Here is a 19,791-nt window from a genome sequence, read left to right as displayed (position 1 = left end):
CCCGTCGCGCGACACCGGACCCGCGCCGGCACGCCCGGCGGCACAGGTAAGTCCTCGCCCGGCCGTTCGGCACGGCAGGGCGAGGACTTACCGCTTGCTCCGCTCCAGTCCCGCTCCGGTCCCCCTCCAGTCCCGCTCCGGTCCCCCTCCAGTCCAACTCCTCCGCCTGTCTCGTCCTGTTCTGCCGGGCGACCGGGGTCAGGCCCGGCAGTGGAGCATCGTCAGCGGCGGGTTGGCGAGGAAGTCCGCCCAGTAGTCGGCGCCCAGCGCGCGCAGTCCGTCCCGCGGGACGTGCAACGGCACCCACGTCACGTCCTTGAAGCCCGCCCGGTGCAGGCTCTCCTCGTACACCTCCTGCCGCGGGTACGACGTCACGAACTCCACGGGCGGGTCGAGCAGCGCGGTGATGCGCACCAGGGGGCCGGTCGAGCCCTCCCCCACGGGCTCGTACGTGAAGCCGTACTTGGCCGTGGACGGGCCGTCGAAGTCGTATCCGGGCGCCTGGGTCAGCACGCAGAAACGGCCACCGGGCCGGAGACTGCGGTGCACCGACCGGCACATGTGCTCCATCGCGGCGGCGTCCTCGGCGTAGTTGAGCAGATAGACGGCACTGGCCACGTCGAACGGGCGCTCCGGTACGGGGAGTTCGGCGACGTCGGCGACGGTGTAGCGCACCCCGAGCGGCGCACGCTCCTCGATCCCGCGGGCGGCGGCGACCATCTCGGTGGAGATGTCCACACCGAGGACGTCGGCGGCGCCCAGCCGTTTGATCCGCCGGCTGTAGAAGCCGGTGCCGCAGGCGAGGTCGAGCACCGATCTGCCGCGTACGTCACCGAGCATCGCCAGGAAGCTGGCGGACTCCGCGTAGCGGGCCATCGGCAGCGACTTGAAGCCCTCGTAGGTCTCGCCGATCTCGTCGTACTGCTGCACGCTCATGCCGTGCTCCTTCCGGTGGTGCGGGGTGCGAGCCGCCCGGGCTCGGGGTCGGGGCGCGCGCTGTCCTGCCGCACCGCGCGGCCCGGCAGCGGGGCACGGCGCAGCAGGTCGCCCGCGAGGGCGGTGCGCCGGCCCTGGTGGGCCGCGGCGGCCAGGGCCTCGGGGGTGGGCAGGTCACCCGCGCAGCGGGGGTGGGAGGCGCCGTACGGGTTGCCGCCCGCCGCCTCGACGGCCGGGTCGGTGTACCCGGGCGGCACCAGCAGCGCGCCGGCGTGCAGCAGCATGTGGCCGAGGTCGAGGACGGCCGTCTCCGAACCGGCGTGCCGGGCCGGGGTGGTGGCGAAGCCGCTCGCCGGTTTTCCCCACAGCGGGCCGCGGCCGGCGTGGGCGGGTTCCAGCGTCTGTACGAAGTCCAGCAGCGGCGCGCCCAGGGCGCCGAGCCGGGCGCGCGCCCCCAGCAGCACCGCGTCGGCCCAGGCGATGTCCTCGGGCTCGGCGGACGCGGCCCAGGGCCCCGGCCACTCGGCGCTCCGCGCACCGCCCCGGCCGGGTACGCGCCGCAACCGCACCCGCGCACCGATGGCCCGAGCCGCCGCGGCGGCCTCCTGCGCGAGGACGCGGGTGGCGGCGTCCTCACCGTGATACACGACGACGAGCCGCACGGGACCGGGACCGGGACCGGAGGCAGACCGGCGGAGCCCGGTGGCCGCGCGAGGACCGACGGCGCCGGAATCCGCGCCGAGGGCGAAGGCGCCCGACAGCCCGACGGAACCAGCGGCACCGGGCGACCCGACAGGACCAGCGGCACCCGACAGCCCGACGGAACCAGCGGCACCGGGCGACCCGACGGGACCACCGGCACCCGACTGTCCGACAGGACCACCGGCACCCGACAGCCCGACGGAACCAGCGGCACCGGACGGCCCGACGGAACCAGCGGCACAGGGCGGCACCACGGAGAGGACGGCGTCCGGGCCCACCTCGGAGGACGCGGCTTCCCGCTTCACGCCGAGGGCGGATGCCGTGGAGGTGGCTGACACGTGGGACGGGGCCGGGCGTTGCCCCCGGACGGCGGCCAGCGCCCGCGGGGTGGCGCGGGCGCGGGCCGCGAGGGTGGCCAGGCGGTGGCCCAGGGACCTGGCGGCCGCGCGCTCGTGCGGGGCCGGGGCACCCTGGCGGTTGTCGGCGGCCAGACCGTACGGGGTGCCGCCGGCGGCGCGGGTGACCGGGTCGGCCGGATCGGCGCCGGCCACCCAGCAGCCCCAGTGATACAGGGTGTGCTGAAGGGCCGTCAGCGTCGCCTCCCGGCCGCCGTGGCGCTGGGTGGAGACGGTGATGCCGGTGGCCACCCGGTCGGCGAGCAGCCCCTGCCGCCACAGCGGCGCGGTCGACTCCAGGAACCGTTTGAAGGCCGAGGACACGTTGCCGTAGTAGGTCGGGCTGGCCAGCACCAGGCCGTCAGCCCACACCACGTCCTCCGGTTCGGCCACCCGCTCCGGCCACCTCCGTCCGGCGGCCTCGTCGTCGGCGACGCGCAGCAGCCGTACCTCGGCGCCGGTCTCCCGGGCCCCCTCGGCGGCCAGCGCCGCCAGGGCGCGTACGCTGCCGCGCCGGCTGTGGTACACCACCGCGATCCGGTGGCTCATGCCACGCCCCTTTCCGCCGCACGCCCTTCCTCGCCCACCGGTTCAGGGACCGGCCCCGTGCGTCGTTCCCCGCGCCCCCGCTCCGGATCCGCGCGCCCCTGCGGGCACGTGCGCTCCGGCCCCGTACACCCGTCCCGGCGCGCCCGCTCCGGATCCGTACGCCCCGCCTCCCCCGCCCGCTCCGGTCCAGCACGCCCCGTAAAGCTCGCTGACTCCACCCCCGTACGCCCCGCAAAGCTCCCCGGCTCCGGCCCAGCAGGCCCCGTAAAGCTCCCTGACTCCGGCCCAGCACGCCCCGCAAAGCTCCCCGACTCCGGCCCGGTAGGCCCCGTAAAGCTCCCTGACTCCGGCCCAGCACGCCCCGTAGGGCACCCGGGCTCCGCATCCGTGTGGTCGTTCGGGTGCTCGAGCGCCGGCGTCGTCCCACCGGGCAGCTCCCGGGTGCGCAGCAGCAGCCGTACGTCGTCGCCGAGGCGGGTCACCTCGCCCGGCCTCAGCCGCAGGCCGGCCAGGAGGGTGGAGGCACCGAAGTCGCCGAGGACGGGGCGGGCCGCAGCGCCCAGCACCACGGGCGCCACGTACGCCACGACCCGGTCCAGCAGGCCCTGGGCGACGCAGGACGCGGCCAGCCGGGCGCCGCCCTCCAGCAGCACCGATCGCACGCCCCGGCCCCACAGCCGGTCGAAGAGGACGGGGAGGTCGAGCGCGCCGTCGTCGGTGACCGGTACCCGCAGCACCTCGTGCCGGCCGGGAAGGGCCGGCTCGGGCGCGTGCGGCCCGGTGACGACGAGGGTGGGCGCCGCGTCGTCGAGCACGCGCGCGTACGGTGAGACGGTTCCGTCGCGGTCCAGGACGACGCGGAGCGGGGGCGTGCCCGCCACGCCGTGGCGCAGGCCCAGGTGCGGGTCGTCGGTGCGCAGCGTGCCGGAGCCGACCAGCACCGCGTCGTGGGCGGCGCGCAGGGCGTGCGCGTCCTGCCGGGACTCCGGTCCGGTGATCCACCGGGAGGTGCCGTCCGGTGCCGCCGCGCGGCCGTCCAGGGTGCCGCCGAACTTCCACGTCACGCACGGCCGTCCGCGGCGCACGGCGGTCAGCCACAGCTCGTTGCCGTGCTCGGCCTCGGCGCGCAGCACCCCGCCGGTCACCTCGACCCCGGCGTCCCGCAACCGCCGCGCGCCGCCCGCCGCGGTCTGGTCGGGGTCGGGCACCGCGTACACCACTCGGGCGATCCCGGCCCGCAGCAGCGCGTCGGCGCACGGTCCGGTGCGGCCCTGGTGGGCGCAGGGCTCCAGGGTGACCACGGCGGTTCCGCCACGTGCCCGCTCCCCGGCCACGGCCAGCGCCTCGACCTCGGCGTGCGGCCGGCCGGCTCCCCGGTGGAAGCCCTCCCCCACCAAGGAGCCGTCCGCGCCGAGGATCACGCAGCCGACCACCGGGTTGGGACTGGTACGGCCCAGCGCGGACGCAGCCAGCGCGACGGCCCGCCGCATGGCCGACTCCTCGGCCGGGGTGCACGGCGTCGGCACGGCCCAGGTCGCCTGCGTCGCTCCCGACTGCTCGGCCGAGGTGCCCGGCGTCGTCGCCAGTCGCCCGTGCGGGGCACCCGGAGTCGCTGTCGGCCCCCGGTTCGCTGCCCCCGGGATCCCCGGCATCGGCTCGTCCGAGGCACCCGGAGTCCCTGTCGGCTCGGCCGGGGCGCCCGGTCTCGGTGTCGGCTCGGCCGAGGTGCGCGATGGCGGCGCCGGATGCTCGGCCGGAGTGGATGCGTGGCCGCTCGTCATGGTGTCTCCGCGAGGCGGAAGCCCATGGCGTAGATCGCGCGGTCGTACCAGCCGTGGCGGCGCCGGGTGCGGGCCAGGTCGCCGAAGCGGGTGAAGCTGCCGCCGCGGGCGATGCGGTAGGTGCCGCGGCTGACGGCCAGGTCGTCGGCGACGGCGCTGCCGCCGGGGTAGGGCCGGTAGTCGTCCGCGGTGTACTCCTCCACGTTGCCCGCCATGTCGTGCACCCCGAACGGTGACCGGCCGGCCGGGTGCACGCCGATCGGCGTGGTGGACAGCGGTCCGGCCTCCACGGTGTTGGCGCGGTCCGGCTCGAACGTCTCTCCCCAGGGGAACTCCCGCCCCTCGGGCCCGGCGGCGGCGTACTCCCACTCCGCCTCGGTCGGCAGCCGGAACGCGCGGCCGGTGCGGCCGGCGAGCCAGGCGGCATAGGCGTCGGCCGCCTCCGGCGGCACGGTCCACACCGGGTGGTTGCCGAGCCCGTCCGGGTACGCGCCGAACCGCCACGACGTCGGCAGCGCGGAGCTGCGCGTGTCCTCCAGGAAGCGCCGGTACTCGGCGTTGGTGACCGGGTGGAGCGCGATGCGGAACGCCGGCAGCTGCACCTCGTGGACCGGGCACTCCTTGGCGATCCAGTCGTCGATCACCCCGGCGTGCCGCCAGCGGGCGGTGACCCGGCCGACCCGGTCAGGGTCGAGCCCGAGCCGGGCGCGGGCGGCGGGGACGTCGGCCATGGGCGGGTCGTCGGGGCGGATGCGGGGGTCGCCGGTCAGGCCCAGCACGGTTCCCGCCGCGTACCGGCGCTCGAAGGACTGCTCGGGGTCCTCCGCGACGGTGACGAGGGTGTCGGCGGGCGCGCCGAGCAGGTCCCGGTGTTCGCGCAGCGGCAAGGGGCCCGTGCGGGCGACGAAGGAGTCGGGCAGCGCCATCGCGGCCCGGTCGGAGAGGGTGTTGGGGTTGGCCATCACCGGGGTGCCGGTCACGGGTTCCTCCGATCGGTGCTCGGAACGGGGACAGCCGCGTCGCCCGCGGCGAACAGGCCGGTGGGGACGGCGTCGGCCACCGCCCGGTAGCCGGCGTCGTTGAGGTGGATGTGGTCCCCGCCGTCGTACCCGGCGCGTACCCGCTGCGGGTCGGCGGGGTCACGGACGGCCGCGTCGAAGTCGGCGACGGCGTCGAAGTCCGGGGAGGTGCGCAGCGCGGCGTTGAGGGCGACGCGCTGCCGTTCGGCCTCGGCCGTCCACAGCGCGGAGTCCTTGAACGGGGTGAGGGTGCCCACGATGACGGGAATGCCGCGCGCGTGCAGCCGCTCGGCGAGGGTGCGCAGCCCGGCCAGGGTCTCCTCGGCGCTCGCGTAGGGGGCGAGCTGGAGGTCGTTGATGCCTTCGTAGAGGACGGTGGCGCGAACCCCGGACTGGTTCAGCACGTCCCGGTCGAGCCGGCCGAGCGCGCTGGTGCCGCGCTGCGGACGCTCGGTCTCGGTGCCGTCGCGCAGTACCCGGTTGCCGCCGATGCCCTTGTTCAGGACGCCGAGTCCCCGGGTGGCGGGGGCGGCGGCGAGCCGGCGGGCGAAGGCGTCGGTCCAGCGGCCGTTGCCGTCGGGGGTGGAGCCGGAGCCGTCGGTCTGCGAGTCGCCGAGCGCGACGACGGTGCCGCGCGTGCCCGTGCCGCGCACGTCGACGCCGGTCAGGAAGAACCAGGAGGTCTCGGTGCCGGTGAAGGCCGCCGCGCCCTGGTCGCCGCTGTGGTCGCCGCGCTCGGACAGGTAATTGGTCTGCTGGGCCAGCCAGTGCCAGGTGGTGGGGCCGGTCGGCCGGGGCAGGTGGATGCTCACCAGCAGGTCGGCGCCGGCGGGCACGGCGAAGGGCAGCGGATCGCCGACGGTCTCCCCTCCGGCGGGCACGGTGGTGCCCGACGCCCCGCTGAAGGTGACCGCGCGCAGGGTGCCGGGTACGGCCGCCGCCGAGCCGGACGACTCGGCCCGGCCGACCGTGACCCGGCCGAGCACCAGGTCCCGGGTGCCGTGCACGTTGGACAGGCGCAGCCGCAGTTCGTCCCCGCCGACCGAGGTGTGCACGATCATCCGTACGGTGCGGTCGTCGATGCCGGTCCGCGAGATGCCGTCCGGCGCGGCGGGCGCCGGTGCGGTCCCCCAGCTACCCGACCAGGCCCCGCCGGAAGGGCCGTAGGACCCGGCCGGATGGGCGGAGGACCCGCCGGAACGGCCGCAGGGCCAGGCGGGATGGGCGGAGGGCCAGGCCGGATGGGCGGAGGACCTGGCGGAACGGCCGTCGGACCCGGCGGAACGGCCGTAGGGCCACGCGGGTTGGGCGGCGGCGCCCGCGGGGCCACCGGAAGCGTGCGTGCCAAAGTCCACGGCGGGGTGGGCGGCGGAACCCGCGGCGGGGCCGGCCGCGGAACCCGTGGCGGGGCGGGCGGTGGCCGTGGGGGCGGTGCCCAGAAGGGCGCCGCCCAGCAGCGCGGCCGTGGTCATCGCGGCGAGGACGCCGGACAGCCGGCCCCGGTGACCGGGCGCAGGTCCGGCACCGCGACCAGTCACCGGCCCGGGTCCGCGACCCGCCGGAACGGCACCCCGACCCGCCACAACACCACCACGACCAGCCGGAACGGCACCCCGACCCGCCGGAACGGCACCGCGACCCGCCACAACACCACCACGACCAGCCGGAACGGCACCCCGACCCGCCGGAACGGCACCGCGACCCGCCGCAACACCACCACGACCCGCCGATACGGCACCCCGACTCGCCCCACGCCGGCTGCCACAGCCCGAGCCGTCCTGGGCAGGGATCCCGCTCATCGGTCACCGTCCTCGGCCGCCCCTGGACCCGAGCCCGCGCCGGAGTCCCCACCGGAGTCCTCACCGGCGGCCGGGCCCGCGCCGGTCGACGTTGCCGCACCGGCGCCCCCGGCCGCGTCCGTGTCCCCAGCCGCGTTCGTGTCCCAGCCCCCGTCGGTGTCCCCGCCCGCGTCCGAGTCCCCTCCGGCAGCCGTGCCCCAGCCCGCCTCCATGCCCGGACTTCCGCCCGAGCCGATGGCGCGGTACGTGCCCACCAGGTAGTGCAGCCCGGCCGTGCCGCGTGGTACCAGCCGGACGTCGACGGGCGCGAAGCCGTGCGCGGTGACCAGTTCGGTCAGCTCCTCCTCGGTGAACTCCCGGTACAGGCGGCGCGCCCCGTTGGCGAAGAGCCGGCCCCGACCGTTCTCGGAACGGAACACGGAGACGGTGAACAGGCCGCCGGGGTTGAGCAGTTCGCGGACACGGGTGAGGTAGCCGCCGTATCCGTCGGGGTGCTGGTGGTGCAGGCAGCCGTTGTCGAGGACGGCGTCGTGGACGGCCATGCCGTCCAGGTCGGTCAGCGAGCACACCGCGAACCGCGCCCGTCCGTCGCTGCGGGCGGTGAGCCCGGCCCACTCGGCGGACTCCACGAGGTCGATGCCGGTGACCCGGCAGCCCGCCTCGGACAGGATGGCGGCGTCGCGGCCGTGACCGGTGCCGATGTCGAGGACGTGTGCGCCGGGGCGGTCGCCGAGGGCGCGCAGCAGCAGGCGCGGGGCCTCGCGCATGGCGTCCTCGGCGGTCCACACGTCCCGGCCGTTGACGTAGTGGTCCTGGAAGTCGGAGAGCAGTACGTCCGCGTACGCCGACGCGTCGGGCGGCGGGGCGGCGGCGGGAGAGACGGAGTAGCGGTCGGCTATCTGGTGGCTGGACATGGTGAGGGGTCCTGTCGTGTGGGAGCACGGGGCGGCGGGTGGGAGGGGGCTGTACGCGCCGGCGGGCCGGAGAGGACCTGCCGCTCCGGCACCGCCCGCCGCAGGCGCCCGAGCGCCTGGGCCGGGGCCATGTGACGTGCGGCCCTCGGCCGTCACCGGCGCCCGAGCGCCTGAACCGGGGCCGAGTCACGTGCGGCCCCCGGCCCTCACAGGCGCCCGAGCGCCTGAACCGGGGCCGAGTCACGTGCGGCCCTCGGCCGTCACAGGCGCCGGGGCGCCCGGCCGGGGCCCGGTCAGGCGCGGCCCCCGGCCCTCGCACGCGGCCGGACGCCCCGCCAGGGGCCGTGTCGGGCGTGGCCCCGGCCCTCGCGGGCGCCCGAGCCCCTGGCCGGAGGCACTGTCAGGCGCGGCCCTCGGCCGTCGCAGGCGTCCGAGCGGCTGGCCGAAGGCACTGTCAGGTGCGGCCGTCGTCAGGCGGCGGCGCGTCGCTGGGGCCGGGGCCGGGTCGGGTGCGGCCCCGCTGCCGTTGTCGTTCAGCCGGCGACCGTGTAGACCTGCCCGTCGTACGAACCGGCGACGAAGAGCTTGCGTGCCGCGTCGTAGGACAGGGAGGAGATGCCCGAGGTGGTGGGCCGGTCGGTCACGGTCCAGCGGTCGTCGGACCGGTCGTAGACCGCGATGCGCCCGTTGTAGCTGCCGGTGGCGATGAGGCGGCCGTCGGTGTCCGCGGCGACGCACTTGATGGAGTGCGTGTGCGGTGTGGACAGCACCCGCACGGTGCGGTCGGGGTTCCACAGGCGCAGCATCAGATCGCGGCTGATGCTGGCGAACCAGCCGTCGCCGAGGCCCGCGCAGCCGTTGGCGATCTTGTCGTGGGCGTCCTCGACGGTGGCGATCCTCTCCAGTGTGGAGATGCGGTACCAGGTCGCCGAGGCGTCGGCGGCGACGGAGAACAGCAGGTCGCCGGAGACCGCGACGCCCTTGACGGCGTTGACGTTCAGCGGCAGGTCCGCCACGTGCTCGACGGTGTCCCCGGCCAGCTTCAGCAGCAGTCCCTCACCGGTGTAGGCACCGATCACGGCGTAGCTCTCGCCGTCACGTTCGAAGGTGACGCCGCAGTTCAGGGGCGAGCGGTGCTGGTGGAGCTCGCGGCCGGTCAGCGCGTCGAAGACCTTGCCGAGCTGGCCGCCGGAGAGCACCAGGCCGCCGAGCGGGGTGAGGAAGTTGCACAGGCTGCCGGTCTCGGCCACCGGCTCGCCGTCACGCCGCACCGTGCCGGCGTCGCCGACGGTGAGTGTCGAGCCGCCGCGTTCCGGCAGTACCGCGTTGACCCCGCCGGTGGGCGGCACGACGGCGGTGTCCCAGGTGCGTGCCTGGTAGTCGTAGCCGCGGTAGGTGGCGCCGAAGGTGGCGAAGACGAGGCGGGTGCCACCCGCGAAGGCGCAGGAGCGGGGCCATACGTCGTCCGGCAGGGCCGTGGTGTCGCGGGGCTCGGGGGTCCCGGAGGAGACGTCCCACAGCCGCATCGTACGGTCGTAGGAGAGGCTGACCAGCAGGTGCCGTGAGTCGTCGAGGACGAGGCGCTTGATGCCCGCGTCGTGCGCGGGGACCGTGCTGCGCTCGGTGGGGCCGACGACGATGATCTGCCCCTCGTCGTTGCCGGCGAAGATGGTGCCGGAGGAGGAGATGGCGACGGTGTCGGTCTCGACGCCGTCCATGTCCAGGTCGGCGACCATGCCGCCGGTCGCCAGGGACCAGCGCTTGATGGTGCCGTCGTCGCTGGAGGAGATCAACTCGTCGGCGTCGCGGGCCCATTCGACGGAGATGACGTCGGCGGTGTGGCCCTCGAAGCGGTGCAGCAGCCGGCCGGTGAAGTCGTAGACGCGTACCCGGTGGTCACGGGAGGCGGTGGCGACGAGTTCCCTGGCGGGGTGGAAGACGGACATCTCCACGTCGTCCTGCTGGTCCCCGAGGACCGCCACGAGCCGCAGGTCGGGCACGGTCCACAAGCGTGCGGTGTGGTCGCTGGAGGAGGTCAGCAGGTGCTTGCCGTCGGGCGCGAACTGGCACTGGTTGGCCAGGTGGTCGTGGAACGAGCGGGCCACCGCCCGGCCGGTGCGCTGGTCCCAGCAGATGACCTGGTTGTCGTAGCCGGCCGTGGCGACGTACTCGTCGCGCCACGCGGCGATGCCGCTGATGGGTCCGTGGTGCCGGATCATATGGGCTCCCCCAGTAACTCGATGGTGTGTCCGCTCTGCTCGACCTTGACCCGCAGATAGTCGTGGTTGCGTTCGGTCCGGTGGATGCCCGTCGGGATGACCTCCTCGACGGTGATGCCGTATTCCTTCAACTGCTGGACCTTGTCGGGGTTGTTGGTGCGCAGCCGGATGCACGCCACGTCCAGGGCGCGCAGCATCTGCGCGGCGACGCGGTAGTCGCGCAGGTCGTCCGAGAAGTTCAGCTCCCGGTTCGCGGCGAAGGTGTCGAGGCCCTGGTCGTCCTGGATGCGGTAGGCGTCCAGCTTGTTGTACAGCCCGATGCCGCGCCCTTCCTGACGGAGATACAGCAGGATTCCCCCGGTCTCGGCGAACTGGTCGACCACTTCGGACAGTTGCGGTCCGCAGTCGCAACGGGCGGAGCCGAACACGTCTCCGGTGAGGCATTCCGAATGCACGCGCACCAGGGGTACGGGCCGCGCGGACGGGAACACGACGGCGATGTGCTCGCGTCCGTCGGCGAGTCCGGTGAAGCTGATCATTTCGGCTGTGCGCCAGGTACCGTCGCTCAGATGCACCGGCACTTCGACCCGGGTGCGGATCGTGGCCCCGTGGGTGAGCGGACCGGTCCTCGGTTGCGGCATCTTGCCGCTGGACGTGCTCAACATGGATCGTCCCTCCGCTGGTAACAGCCCGATCACGTAATCACACGGTCAGTACCGAGCACAGTACGGAGATACCGAGACACCCTCCGAAACGTTTTGCGTTCAACACCGAGACGGAAACGATCACCGTGAACGTTCGGGAAGCACCCGGGAAGCGTCCGGGAAGCACGGGGCGACGGTACGGCCGACGGATCTCGTACCACCCGGTCGCGCGCGGGCCGTCCGGTCGCGCACGGGTCCGCGGCCGGCCCGAGGGATAAGCCGCGGCCTGCCAGGTGGACGGGGTGTGGGAGTCCGGGCGGACGAGGCGCCGGGGGCCGGGTGCGGAGGACGGACGAGGCGCCGGAGGGCGGGCACGGAGGGGAGCGCGGACAGCGGCGCGGTGCGTGCGGTAACCGCTCGGCCGCGGTGGGCGCACGAGTGGCCCCGCCCGACGGCGGTGTCACGGAGAAAGCCGGGCAGTCACCCCGGACGCAGGGCCACAACGACCAAGTGACAAAGCCCGGGAAAATGTCACCGAGCACACGTGCAGTGCCTGCGGACGACGTTCCCGTATGTTTTCCCAGCCGCCGACCGGCTCGCCGTCCGCCGGCTCCGAGTGTACCGGCAAACCACCGTTCGGGTGATCCGGAACGCGGGTCCCGCCTTCGCCGAAAAGGCCGGAAATCCGGACCCGCGGAGCGTTTTCGCGGGAGAACTGCCGCCCTTCAGAAGTGGCAAGCTGCCGTAGGCCTGGCCAGACTGAACGTGGCGGTTCGGGAGCCGGGAAGAGCCCGCTCCAGACCTCCGCTCGACACGTCTACCGGGAGATCGAATGGTGGAGCAGTCCTCCGAGGTCCATATAACCGGGCCGCACGAACCTGCCGTCACCATGAACGGCATCGGCCCGACCGAGACGGAGACCGAGAGAAAACTCGCTGACGCGCTTGCCGGCATCGTGGCCGCCGAGTGCGTCCCGGTCGAAAGTCACTTCTTCGACGACCTCGGCGCCAATTCCCTGGTCATGGCCCAATTCTGCGCGCGAGTACGGAAAATTCCAGAGCTGCCCTCTCCTTCCATGCGGGACATCTACCGGCACCCGACCATCCGGAGCCTGGCGACCGCTCTCTCCCAGGCCGCTCCCGGATCCGCCGAACAAGCCGTCTCCCAGGCGGTTTCGGTGCCCAGGATTCCGCCGGAGCCGGTGGTGCACACGAGCCGGCTGGTCCATTTCATGTGCGGGACGGCCCAGTTGCTGGCCTTCCTCATCTACTCCCTCATCTCCGGTTTCGTCACCTCCGCCGGCTACCAGTGGATCGCCGCCGGTGTGGGGCTCTTCGACACCTACCTGCGAGCGCTGGTGTTCGGCGGCATCGGATTCATCGCCATGTGCATGTTCCCGGTAGTGGCCAAATGGCTGCTCATCGGCCGCTGGAAACAGACCGAGTTCCCCGTCTGGGGACTGTCATACCTGCGTTTCTGGCTCATCAAGGTGCTGCTCCACGCGAATCCCATGGTGCTCCTCGTCGGCACCCCGCTGTACGTGCTGTACCTGCGGGCCCTCGGCGCCCGGATCGGCAAGGGGGTGACGATCCTCTCCCGGTCGGTTCCGGTCTGTACCGACCTGCTGACGATCGGTGCCGGCACGGTGATCCGCAAGGACTCGTTCTTCCTCTGCTACCGCGCCCACGCGGGCCGCATCCAGACCGGCCGGATCACCCTCGGACGCGATGTGTTCATCGGCGAGAAGACGGTCCTGGACATCGACACCTCGATGGGCGACGCCGCACAGCTCGGTCACACCTCCGCGCTGCACCGCGGCCAGGCGGTGCCGGACGGCCGGCACTGGCACGGGTCCCCGGCCGAGCCCACGCACATCGACTACCTGCGGATCGCGCCGGCCAAGGTCGGCACCCGACGCCGGGCCTGGTACGGCGTCATCACGATGGCGCAGCTGATCTTCCTGTACGTCCCGCTCGCCCTGGGCGGCGTGTACATGTTCTTCACCCAGGTGCCGGCGCTGCGCGACCGGCTCGACCCGGAGACGGCCGCGCTGTCCCCGTCCGAGCTGGTCAACGACGCGCTGATCGTGTCCCTCGGCCTGTTCGGCGCCTTCATCGTCCTGGGCCTGGTCGCCCTGTACGCCGTCCCGCGCCTGCTGGGACTGGTCGTCAGGCCCGACCGGACGTATCCGCTCTACGGGGTCCATTACACGCTGCACCGGCTGTCGTCCCGCCTGACGAACATCAAGTTCTTCGCCTGGCTCTTCGGCGACAGCTCCTACGTGGTGCACTATCTGCGCACCATCGGATACGACCTGTCACGGGTCGAGCAGACCGGATCCAACTTCGGCACCGAAATGGCGCACGAGACCCCGTTGCTGGTGTCCGTCGGCACCGGAACGATGGTGGCCGACGGTCTGTCCGTGGTGAACGCGGAATACTCCAGTACGTCCTTCCGGCTGTCCCGGGTGACGATCGGGCCGCGCAATTTCCTGGGCAACAACATCGCCTACCCCGTGGGCGGCAGGACCGGTGACAACTGCCTTCTCGCGACGAAGGTGATGATCCCCCTCGACGGCGAGGTCCGCGAGGGCGTGGGGCTCCTCGGTTCGCCCTCCTTCGAGATTCCACGATCGGTGGAGCGCGACTCCCGGTTCGACCACCTCAGGTCGGGCGACACACTGCACGCTCGACTCTCCGCGAAGAACCGGTACAACCTCCGCTCGATGGCCCTGATGCTGTTCGCACGCTGGCTGCACACCTTCATGCTCACCCTGCTCGCCCTGGCCTCCGTCGACCTGTACGGCGTGGTCGGGGACGTGGTGATCGCCGTCTATCTGGCGCTGACGCTGACGCTGTCCACCGCGTACTACATCCTGCTGGAGCGCTGCCTGCTGAGGTTCCGCAGGCTGAGCCCCGAGCTGTGCTCCATCTACGACCGCAAGTTCTGGCAGATCGAGCGCCTGTGGAAGGTTCCGTCCCACTGGCTGAACATCTTCAACGGCACGCCCTTCAAGGCCCTCGTCTGGCGCCTGATGGGCGTTCGCGTCGGCAGCAGGGTGTTCGACGACGGCTGCTACGTGACCGACCGGACCCTCGCGGTCATCGGCGACGAGTGCACCCTCAACGCCGGCACCAAGATCCAGTGCCACTCGCAGGAGGACGGCACCTTCAAGTCCGACAGCAGCACGCTCGGCGCCGGCAGCACGCTGGGCGTCGCCGCCCATGTCCACTACGGCGTGACCCTGGGCGCCGGCGCGGTGCTGGCACCCGACTCCTTCCTGATGAAGGGCGAGGAAGTCCCCGCGAACGCGCACTGGGGCGGCAACCCTGCCGTGGACATGCCCGAGCCCGGCCGCGCCTGCGGCGGCACCGGCCTGGCCGCGTCGGCGGCCGGCGTCCCCGCGGCAACCGTGAGTTGAGGAAGGCCAAGCGATGGGAACACGCGTGGAAGCGGACCGGGAGTTCTGGAGCCGCATGATGACCGCCGGTGGTGCCACCACCGTGCCGCGGTGGGCTCCGGAGCCGGTTCCGGGCGCCGCCGAGCAGGAGACGCCGGTGCCGGACGACGTGGCGGACGCGGTGCGCACACTGGTGCGGCGGTGGGACGTTCCGGTCAGCGCCTTGCTGCTGGCGGCGCATGCCAAGGTGCTGGCGGCCCTGTCCGGCGAGCGGGAGGTGGTGACGGGCTACACCACCGGAGTGCGCGGTGAGCCGTTGCCCTGCCGCCTGGCCGTACCCCCGGAGTCCTGGCGTGCCCTGGTGACGGCCGCCGAGCGCGCCGAGGCGGACGTGCTCGCGCACCGCGAGTACCCGGTCACCGAGCTGCGGCGGGAGCTGGGGCTGACCGAGCCGCCGTACGAGGTCGTGTTCGGCCCCATGGGAGCCGACGAGGCGCACGCCGACGACGGTGTGCTGCACGTGCGCTGGTCCGACCGGGGCGGGCGGCTGATGCTGCGACTGCGGTACCGCACCGACGTACTGGACGCCGCGGCCGCGGCGCGGATCGGCGGTTACCACCTGGCGGCGCTGCGGCTGATGGCGTCCGGCATGGACGCCGATCACGGGCGGCAGAGCCTGTTGTCGGCCGACGAGGTGCACGAGCAGCTGGAAGGGCTGGCCGGGCCGCGGCGCATGCTGCCGGACGCGCGCGCCCACGAACTGTTCGAGCAGCGGGTGCGGGCTCATCCGGAGGCCGTGGCGGCCGTGCACGGCGAGCGGGTGTGGACGTACGGCGAACTCAACCGGCGCGCCAACCGGCTGGCGCGGGCGCTGCTGGCGCGCGGCCTGGGCCGGGAGGACGTGGTCGCCGTCGTCACCGAGCGCAATCTCGACTGGCTGGCGGCGACGCTGGCGGTGTTCAAGGCGGGCGGGGCCTACCTGCCGATCGAACCGCACTTCCCGGCCGGCCGCATCGAGGCGACGCTGACCCGGGCCGGGTGCCGCCTGGTCGTGACGGAGGCCGGCAGCACCGGCACCCTGGACGAGGCGCTGGCCGCGCTGCCCGGCACCGGGAAGCTGCTGGTCGACGCCGGGTACGCGGAACCGCACGCCGATGACGACCTCGGCGTCCAGGTGGACCCCGGCCAGCTCGCCTACATCTACTTCACCTCCGGCTCCACCGGCGAGCCGAAGGGAGCCATGTGCGAGCACGCGGGCATGCTCAACCATCTCCACGCCAAGATCGACGACCTGGGGATCGGCGAGGGCTGCGTGGTGGCGCAGACGGCCCCGCAGTGCTTCGACATCTCGCTGTGGCAGCTGATCTCCGCGCTCCTGGTCGGCGGGCGGACCCTGCTCGTCGAGCAGGACGTGATCGTGGACGTGGAGCGGTTCGTCGACACGCTGGTCCGCGGCCGGGTCGGCGTGGCGCAGGTCGTGCCCTCCTATCTGGAGGTCGTGGTCTCGTGTCTGGAGCGGCAGCCGCGCAGCCTGCCGGACCTGCGGTGCGTGTCGGTCACCGGTGAGGCGCTGAAGCGGGAGCTGACGCAGCGCTGGTTCGCGATCCAGCCCGGGATCAAGCTGGTCAACGCCTATGGACTGACGGAGACGTCGGACGACACCAACCACGAGGTCATGGACCGGGTGCCCGACCGCGTGCTGCTGGGGCGGGCGGTCAACAACGTACGCGTCCTCGTCGTGGACGAGAACCTGTCGCTGGTACCGCTGGGCGCTCCGGGACTGATCGCGTTCTCGGGCGTCTGCGTGGGACGGGGCTACGTCAACGATCCCGAGCGCACCCGGGAGGCCTACCGGACGGACCCGTACCGGCCCGGTGAGCGGCTCTACCTGGGCGGTGACTGGGGCCGCTGGCACCCGGGCGGCAAGCTGGAGTTCCTCGGCCGCCGGGACAACCAGGTCAAGATCCGCGGCTTCCGGATCGAGATCGGCGAGATCGAGAACTCCCTGCTGCGGGTGGACGGCGTGCGCGACGGTGCCGTGGTCGTCGCCGAACTGGCCGGCGGGAACAAGCATCTGATCGCCTACTACACCGGCAGACGCCACCCCCCGGAGGTGCTGCGGGAGGCGCTCGGCGCGGCGCTGCCCGCCTACATGGTGCCCTCCGCCTTCCACTGGCAGGACGCACTGCCGCTGACCGCCAACGGCAAGATCGACCGCAAGGCCCTGACCGCGCTGGCCGAGCAGGCCCCGGCCGCCGGGCGGGAGGCGCTGCCGGCGGAGGACCCCGGCTCGCTCGGGCCGGCCGAACGGCGGCTGGCCGCGGCCTGGGCCGAGGTGCTCGGCGTGCCCGAGCAGCACATCGGCCCGGCGGACCACTTCTTCGACTGCGGGGGAACCTCCCTGACGGCGGTCAAACTCACCCTCGCGCTCGACCGCGCGGTGTCCCTGAAGGACATCACCCGGCATCCGGTGTTCGCCGACCTGGCGGCCCTGCTGGAGGGCGCCACCCCACGGCGCGCGGAGCTGCTGCAGCAGCTGTCCGGGGCGGCCGGAACGCCGGAGTGCGCGCTGGTGTGCTTCCCCTACGCGGGCGGCAACGCGGTCAACTACCAGCCGATGGCGAGCGCACTGGCGGGCAGCGGCCTCGCGGTGCTCGCCGTGGACCTGCCCGGTCACGACCTGGCCGGGCACCGGGAGCCGCCGGCGTCGATCGCGCAGGTGGCCGAGCGGGTCGCCGACGAGATCACCGCACGCGGCCTCACCCGGGTCATGCTGTGGGGCCACTCGTCCGGGGCCGCGCCGGCCCTGGAGACGGCGCTGCGGCTGCAGGAGCGGGGTGTGCGCCCGACGCGGGTGTTCGTCGGTGCGCAACTGCTCGGCACCGCGGGCGACCGGCGCGCCGCCATCGGTGAGCTGACGAGCCTGAGCGACGCCGCGGTCGCGGCCCGGCTGGCCTCGGACAGCGGCTATCCGGAGCTCGCGGAACTGAACGCGCGGCACGCCGAGCAGATCGGCGCCGCCTACCGGCACGACTGCGTGTCCGCGCACCGCTACTTCTGCGCCGCCCTGGACGGACCGCCGGCGGTGAAGCTGGCCGCGCCGGTGACGGTGGTCGTCGCCGTCGACGACCCGCACACGGCCGGCTACGCCCAGCACCACCGGGACTGGCTGCTCGTCGCCGACCACGTCGATCTGCACGAGCTGCCCGACGGGGGCCAATACTTCCCCCGCACCCGCCCGGCCGGGGCGGCACAGGCCGTCCTGAGAGCCGCCGTACCCCTGGCCTCCTCCTGAGCCTCGCCCGACCCCGGACGAGCCACCGAAAGGAAACCGAGATGCCGTTCTCATCCCTGGCACCACCGCTCGATGTGGAGCTGCGGCCGGGCAGACCCGCACTGCTGCGGGTCGATCCGCCCGGCGACGCCCCGGGCTGGGCGGCCGAGTACCGAGAGGCGCTGCGCGCGCAGGTCACCGAGCACGGCGCGCTGGTCGTCCGCGGTCTCGGGCCGCGCACCGCCGACGAGGCCGGTGCCGTCCTCACCCGGCTGGCCGGCCCCCTGATGACGGAGCGGGAGGCGTTCGCCCCCCGTGAGGCCCTGGGGCCGGGTCTGTACTCCTCCACGACCTGGCCGGCCAACCAGCCGATGTGCATGCACCACGAGCTGAGCTACACGGCCGAGGTGCCCGGTCTGATGCTGTTCGTGTGTCTGACCGCGCCCGAGCAGGGCGGGGCGACGGCGGTGGCCGACGCCGAGCAGGTCCTGCGGGCGCTGCCCGCCGCGCTGACCGAACGGTTCGAGCGTGAGGGCTGGCTGCTGACCCGCAGCTACAACGACGAGATCGGGGCCTCCCTGGCGGAGTCCTTCGGCACGGACGACCGCGCCGAGATCGAGCGCTACTGCCGGGCGAACGCCATCGACTTCACCTGGCAGCCCGACGGGTCGCTGCGCACCGAGCAGCGCCGCAGCGCCGTGGTGCGCCACCCGCTCACGGGCCGGCGCTGCTGGTTCAACCAGATCGCGTTCCTCAACGAGTGGACCCTGGCGCCGGAGATCCGCGAGTACCTGGTGGACGAGTACGGCGTGGACGGCCTGCCGTTCAACACCCGCTACGGCGACGGCAGCCCGATCGGCGAGGACGTCGTCCAGCTGCTCAACACCACCTACGAGGCGCACACGCTGCGGGAGCCCTGGCAGGCCGGTGATCTCCTGCTCGTGGACAACATCCGCACCGCCCACAGCAGGGAGCCCTTCACCGGCGAGCGTCAGGTGGTGGTGGGCATGGGCGAGCCCCGGCGCCTGGCCGACCACCACCCGGAGGCGAGCGAGCGATGACCGATCTGCTGTCGTCCACCACCGACACGGCCGTACCCGGCCGGCCCTCGGTGCCGACGTTCGCGGTGATCTCCGGTGAGCAGGTGCAGAAGGCGCTCACCGGGTCCGAGAAAGAGGTCGTGGAGCTGGTCGAGGCCACCTACCGGCTGCACGGGGCGGGAGACACGGTCAACCCGCCGTCGTACTTCCTGCGCTTCGCCGACCGCCCCACGGCGCGGATCATCGCGCTGCCGGCCTCCGTCGGCGGGCCCGTCCAGGTGGACGGGCTGAAGTGGATCTCCAGCTTCCCGGAGAACGTGGACGCCGGGCTGCCGCGGGCCTCCGCCGTGCTCATCCTCAACGACCACGACACGGGCTACCCGTTCGCCTGCCTGGAGAGTTCCATCATCAGCGCGACCAGGACCGCGGCGTCGGCCGCGCTGGCGGCCGACTGGCTCAGCCGCAACCGGCCCCGCCCGACCCGTGTCGGGTTCTGCGGCACCGGCCTGATCGCCCGCTACATCCACACCTACCTGGCCCGCACGGGCTGGGAGTTCGAGGCGATCGGCGTGCACGACCTGTCGGCCGGCAGCACCGAGGGCTTCTGCGGCTACCTGCGGCACAGCGGCGTCCGCGAACCGGTCACCGTGCACGACAGCGCCGAGGGCCTCATCCGCTCCAGCGACCTCGTGGTCTTCGCCACCGTCGCCGGCCGGCCGCACATCACCACCCCCGCCTGGTTCAGCCACAACCCCGTGGTCCTGCACGTGTCCCTGCGCGACCTCGCCCCCGAGGTCCTGCTCGCGTCGGCCAACTTCGTCGACGACGTCGAACACTGCCTGAAGGCGGACACCTCGCCGCATCTGGTCGAACAGCGCACCGGAAACCGCGACTTCCTGAACGGCACCCTCAACGACGTGATGCTCGGACGGGCCGCACCACCGACCGACCAGCCGGTGATCTTCTCCCCCTTCGGGCTCGGCGTCCTCGACCTCGCCGTCGGCAAGTACGTCTACGACGAAACAGCCCGGGCTAAACAGCTCCGTGTCATCGACGACTTCTTCCACGACCTGCGCCGGTACGGCTGAAGCCGTCATCCTCTTCCTGGCACCAGGAGGC

General features: G+C 73.3%; 13 protein-coding genes. 4 read left to right on the top strand and 9 right to left on the bottom strand.

Annotated elements, in window-relative coordinates; translation table 11 throughout:
- Window positions 1-198: 198 nt before the first annotated feature.
- The 9 genes from ABVB68_RS15980 to ABVB68_RS15940 form a co-directional block, all read right to left on the bottom strand.
- Window positions 199-936: a class I SAM-dependent methyltransferase gene (locus ABVB68_RS15980; protein WP_353601683.1), complete on the bottom strand. Its 738-nt coding sequence runs from the start codon at window positions 934-936 to the stop codon at window positions 199-201.
- The gene (locus ABVB68_RS15975; RefSeq protein ID WP_353601682.1) at window positions 933-2,582 is read right to left on the bottom strand and encodes a flavodoxin family protein; all 1,650 of its coding nucleotides are present in this window, start codon (window positions 2,580-2,582) and stop codon (window positions 933-935) included. Before ABVB68_RS15975 ends, ABVB68_RS15980 begins: the two co-directional genes overlap by 4 nt.
- The gene (ribD, locus tag ABVB68_RS15970; RefSeq protein ID WP_353601681.1) at window positions 2,579-4,072 is read right to left on the bottom strand and encodes a bifunctional diaminohydroxyphosphoribosylaminopyrimidine deaminase/5-amino-6-(5-phosphoribosylamino)uracil reductase RibD; all 1,494 of its coding nucleotides are present in this window, start codon (window positions 4,070-4,072) and stop codon (window positions 2,579-2,581) included. The genes ABVB68_RS15975 and ribD overlap by 4 nt, the downstream gene beginning before the upstream one ends.
- Before the next feature lie 287 nt (window positions 4,073-4,359).
- Window positions 4,360-5,343, bottom strand: coding sequence for a formylglycine-generating enzyme family protein (locus ABVB68_RS15965; RefSeq protein ID WP_353601680.1), 984 nt, complete (start codon window positions 5,341-5,343; stop codon window positions 4,360-4,362).
- Window positions 5,340-6,854 (bottom strand): SGNH/GDSL hydrolase family protein, encoded by a 1,515-nt coding sequence (locus ABVB68_RS15960; RefSeq protein WP_353601679.1) that lies wholly within the window; start codon window positions 6,852-6,854, stop codon window positions 5,340-5,342. Before ABVB68_RS15960 ends, ABVB68_RS15965 begins: the two co-directional genes overlap by 4 nt.
- Window positions 6,855-6,916: 62 nt before the next feature.
- Window positions 6,917-7,102: a hypothetical protein gene (locus ABVB68_RS15955; RefSeq protein WP_353601678.1), complete on the bottom strand. Its 186-nt coding sequence runs from the start codon at window positions 7,100-7,102 to the stop codon at window positions 6,917-6,919.
- Between the two features lie 75 nt (window positions 7,103-7,177).
- Window positions 7,178-8,095, bottom strand: a complete 918-nt coding sequence (locus ABVB68_RS15950) for an SAM-dependent methyltransferase (protein WP_353601677.1) — start codon at window positions 8,093-8,095, stop codon at window positions 7,178-7,180.
- 533 nt (window positions 8,096-8,628) lie between these two features.
- Window positions 8,629-10,314, bottom strand: coding sequence for a WD40 repeat domain-containing protein (locus tag ABVB68_RS15945; protein ID WP_353601676.1), 1,686 nt, complete (start codon window positions 10,312-10,314; stop codon window positions 8,629-8,631).
- Window positions 10,311-10,979, bottom strand: coding sequence for a GTP cyclohydrolase II (locus tag ABVB68_RS15940; RefSeq protein WP_353601675.1), 669 nt, complete (start codon window positions 10,977-10,979; stop codon window positions 10,311-10,313). The genes ABVB68_RS15945 and ABVB68_RS15940 overlap by 4 nt, the downstream gene beginning before the upstream one ends.
- Window positions 10,980-11,790: 811 nt before the next feature.
- Between ABVB68_RS15940 and ABVB68_RS15935 the strand changes: the two genes are divergently transcribed.
- From ABVB68_RS15935 to sbnB, 4 genes are read left to right on the top strand one after another with little or no spacing between them, the layout of a single operon-like run.
- A complete protein-coding gene (locus ABVB68_RS15935; RefSeq protein ID WP_353601674.1) occupies window positions 11,791-14,379 on the top strand; it encodes a Pls/PosA family non-ribosomal peptide synthetase in 2,589 nt (862 codons plus the stop codon).
- Between the two features lie 13 nt (window positions 14,380-14,392).
- Window positions 14,393-17,653: a non-ribosomal peptide synthetase gene (locus ABVB68_RS15930; protein WP_353601673.1), complete on the top strand. Its 3,261-nt coding sequence runs from the start codon at window positions 14,393-14,395 to the stop codon at window positions 17,651-17,653.
- Between the two features lie 41 nt (window positions 17,654-17,694).
- The gene (locus tag ABVB68_RS15925) at window positions 17,695-18,693 is read left to right on the top strand and encodes a TauD/TfdA family dioxygenase (RefSeq protein ID WP_353601672.1); all 999 of its coding nucleotides are present in this window, start codon (window positions 17,695-17,697) and stop codon (window positions 18,691-18,693) included.
- Window positions 18,690-19,760 carry a 2,3-diaminopropionate biosynthesis protein SbnB gene (sbnB, locus tag ABVB68_RS15920; RefSeq protein ID WP_353601671.1) on the top strand — a complete coding sequence of 357 codons (1,071 nt, stop codon included), beginning with the start codon at window positions 18,690-18,692 and terminating at the stop codon, window positions 19,758-19,760. Before ABVB68_RS15925 ends, sbnB begins: the two co-directional genes overlap by 4 nt.
- Window positions 19,761-19,791: the final 31 nt, after the last annotated feature.

The organism is Streptomyces sp. NPDC096012 (assembly GCF_040426375.1).
In the GTDB taxonomy this organism is placed as follows: domain Bacteria; phylum Actinomycetota; class Actinomycetes; order Streptomycetales; family Streptomycetaceae; genus Streptomyces.
The sequence above is the reverse complement of the archived record's forward strand: the minus strand, read 5'-3'. Positions and strand labels throughout refer to the sequence as shown.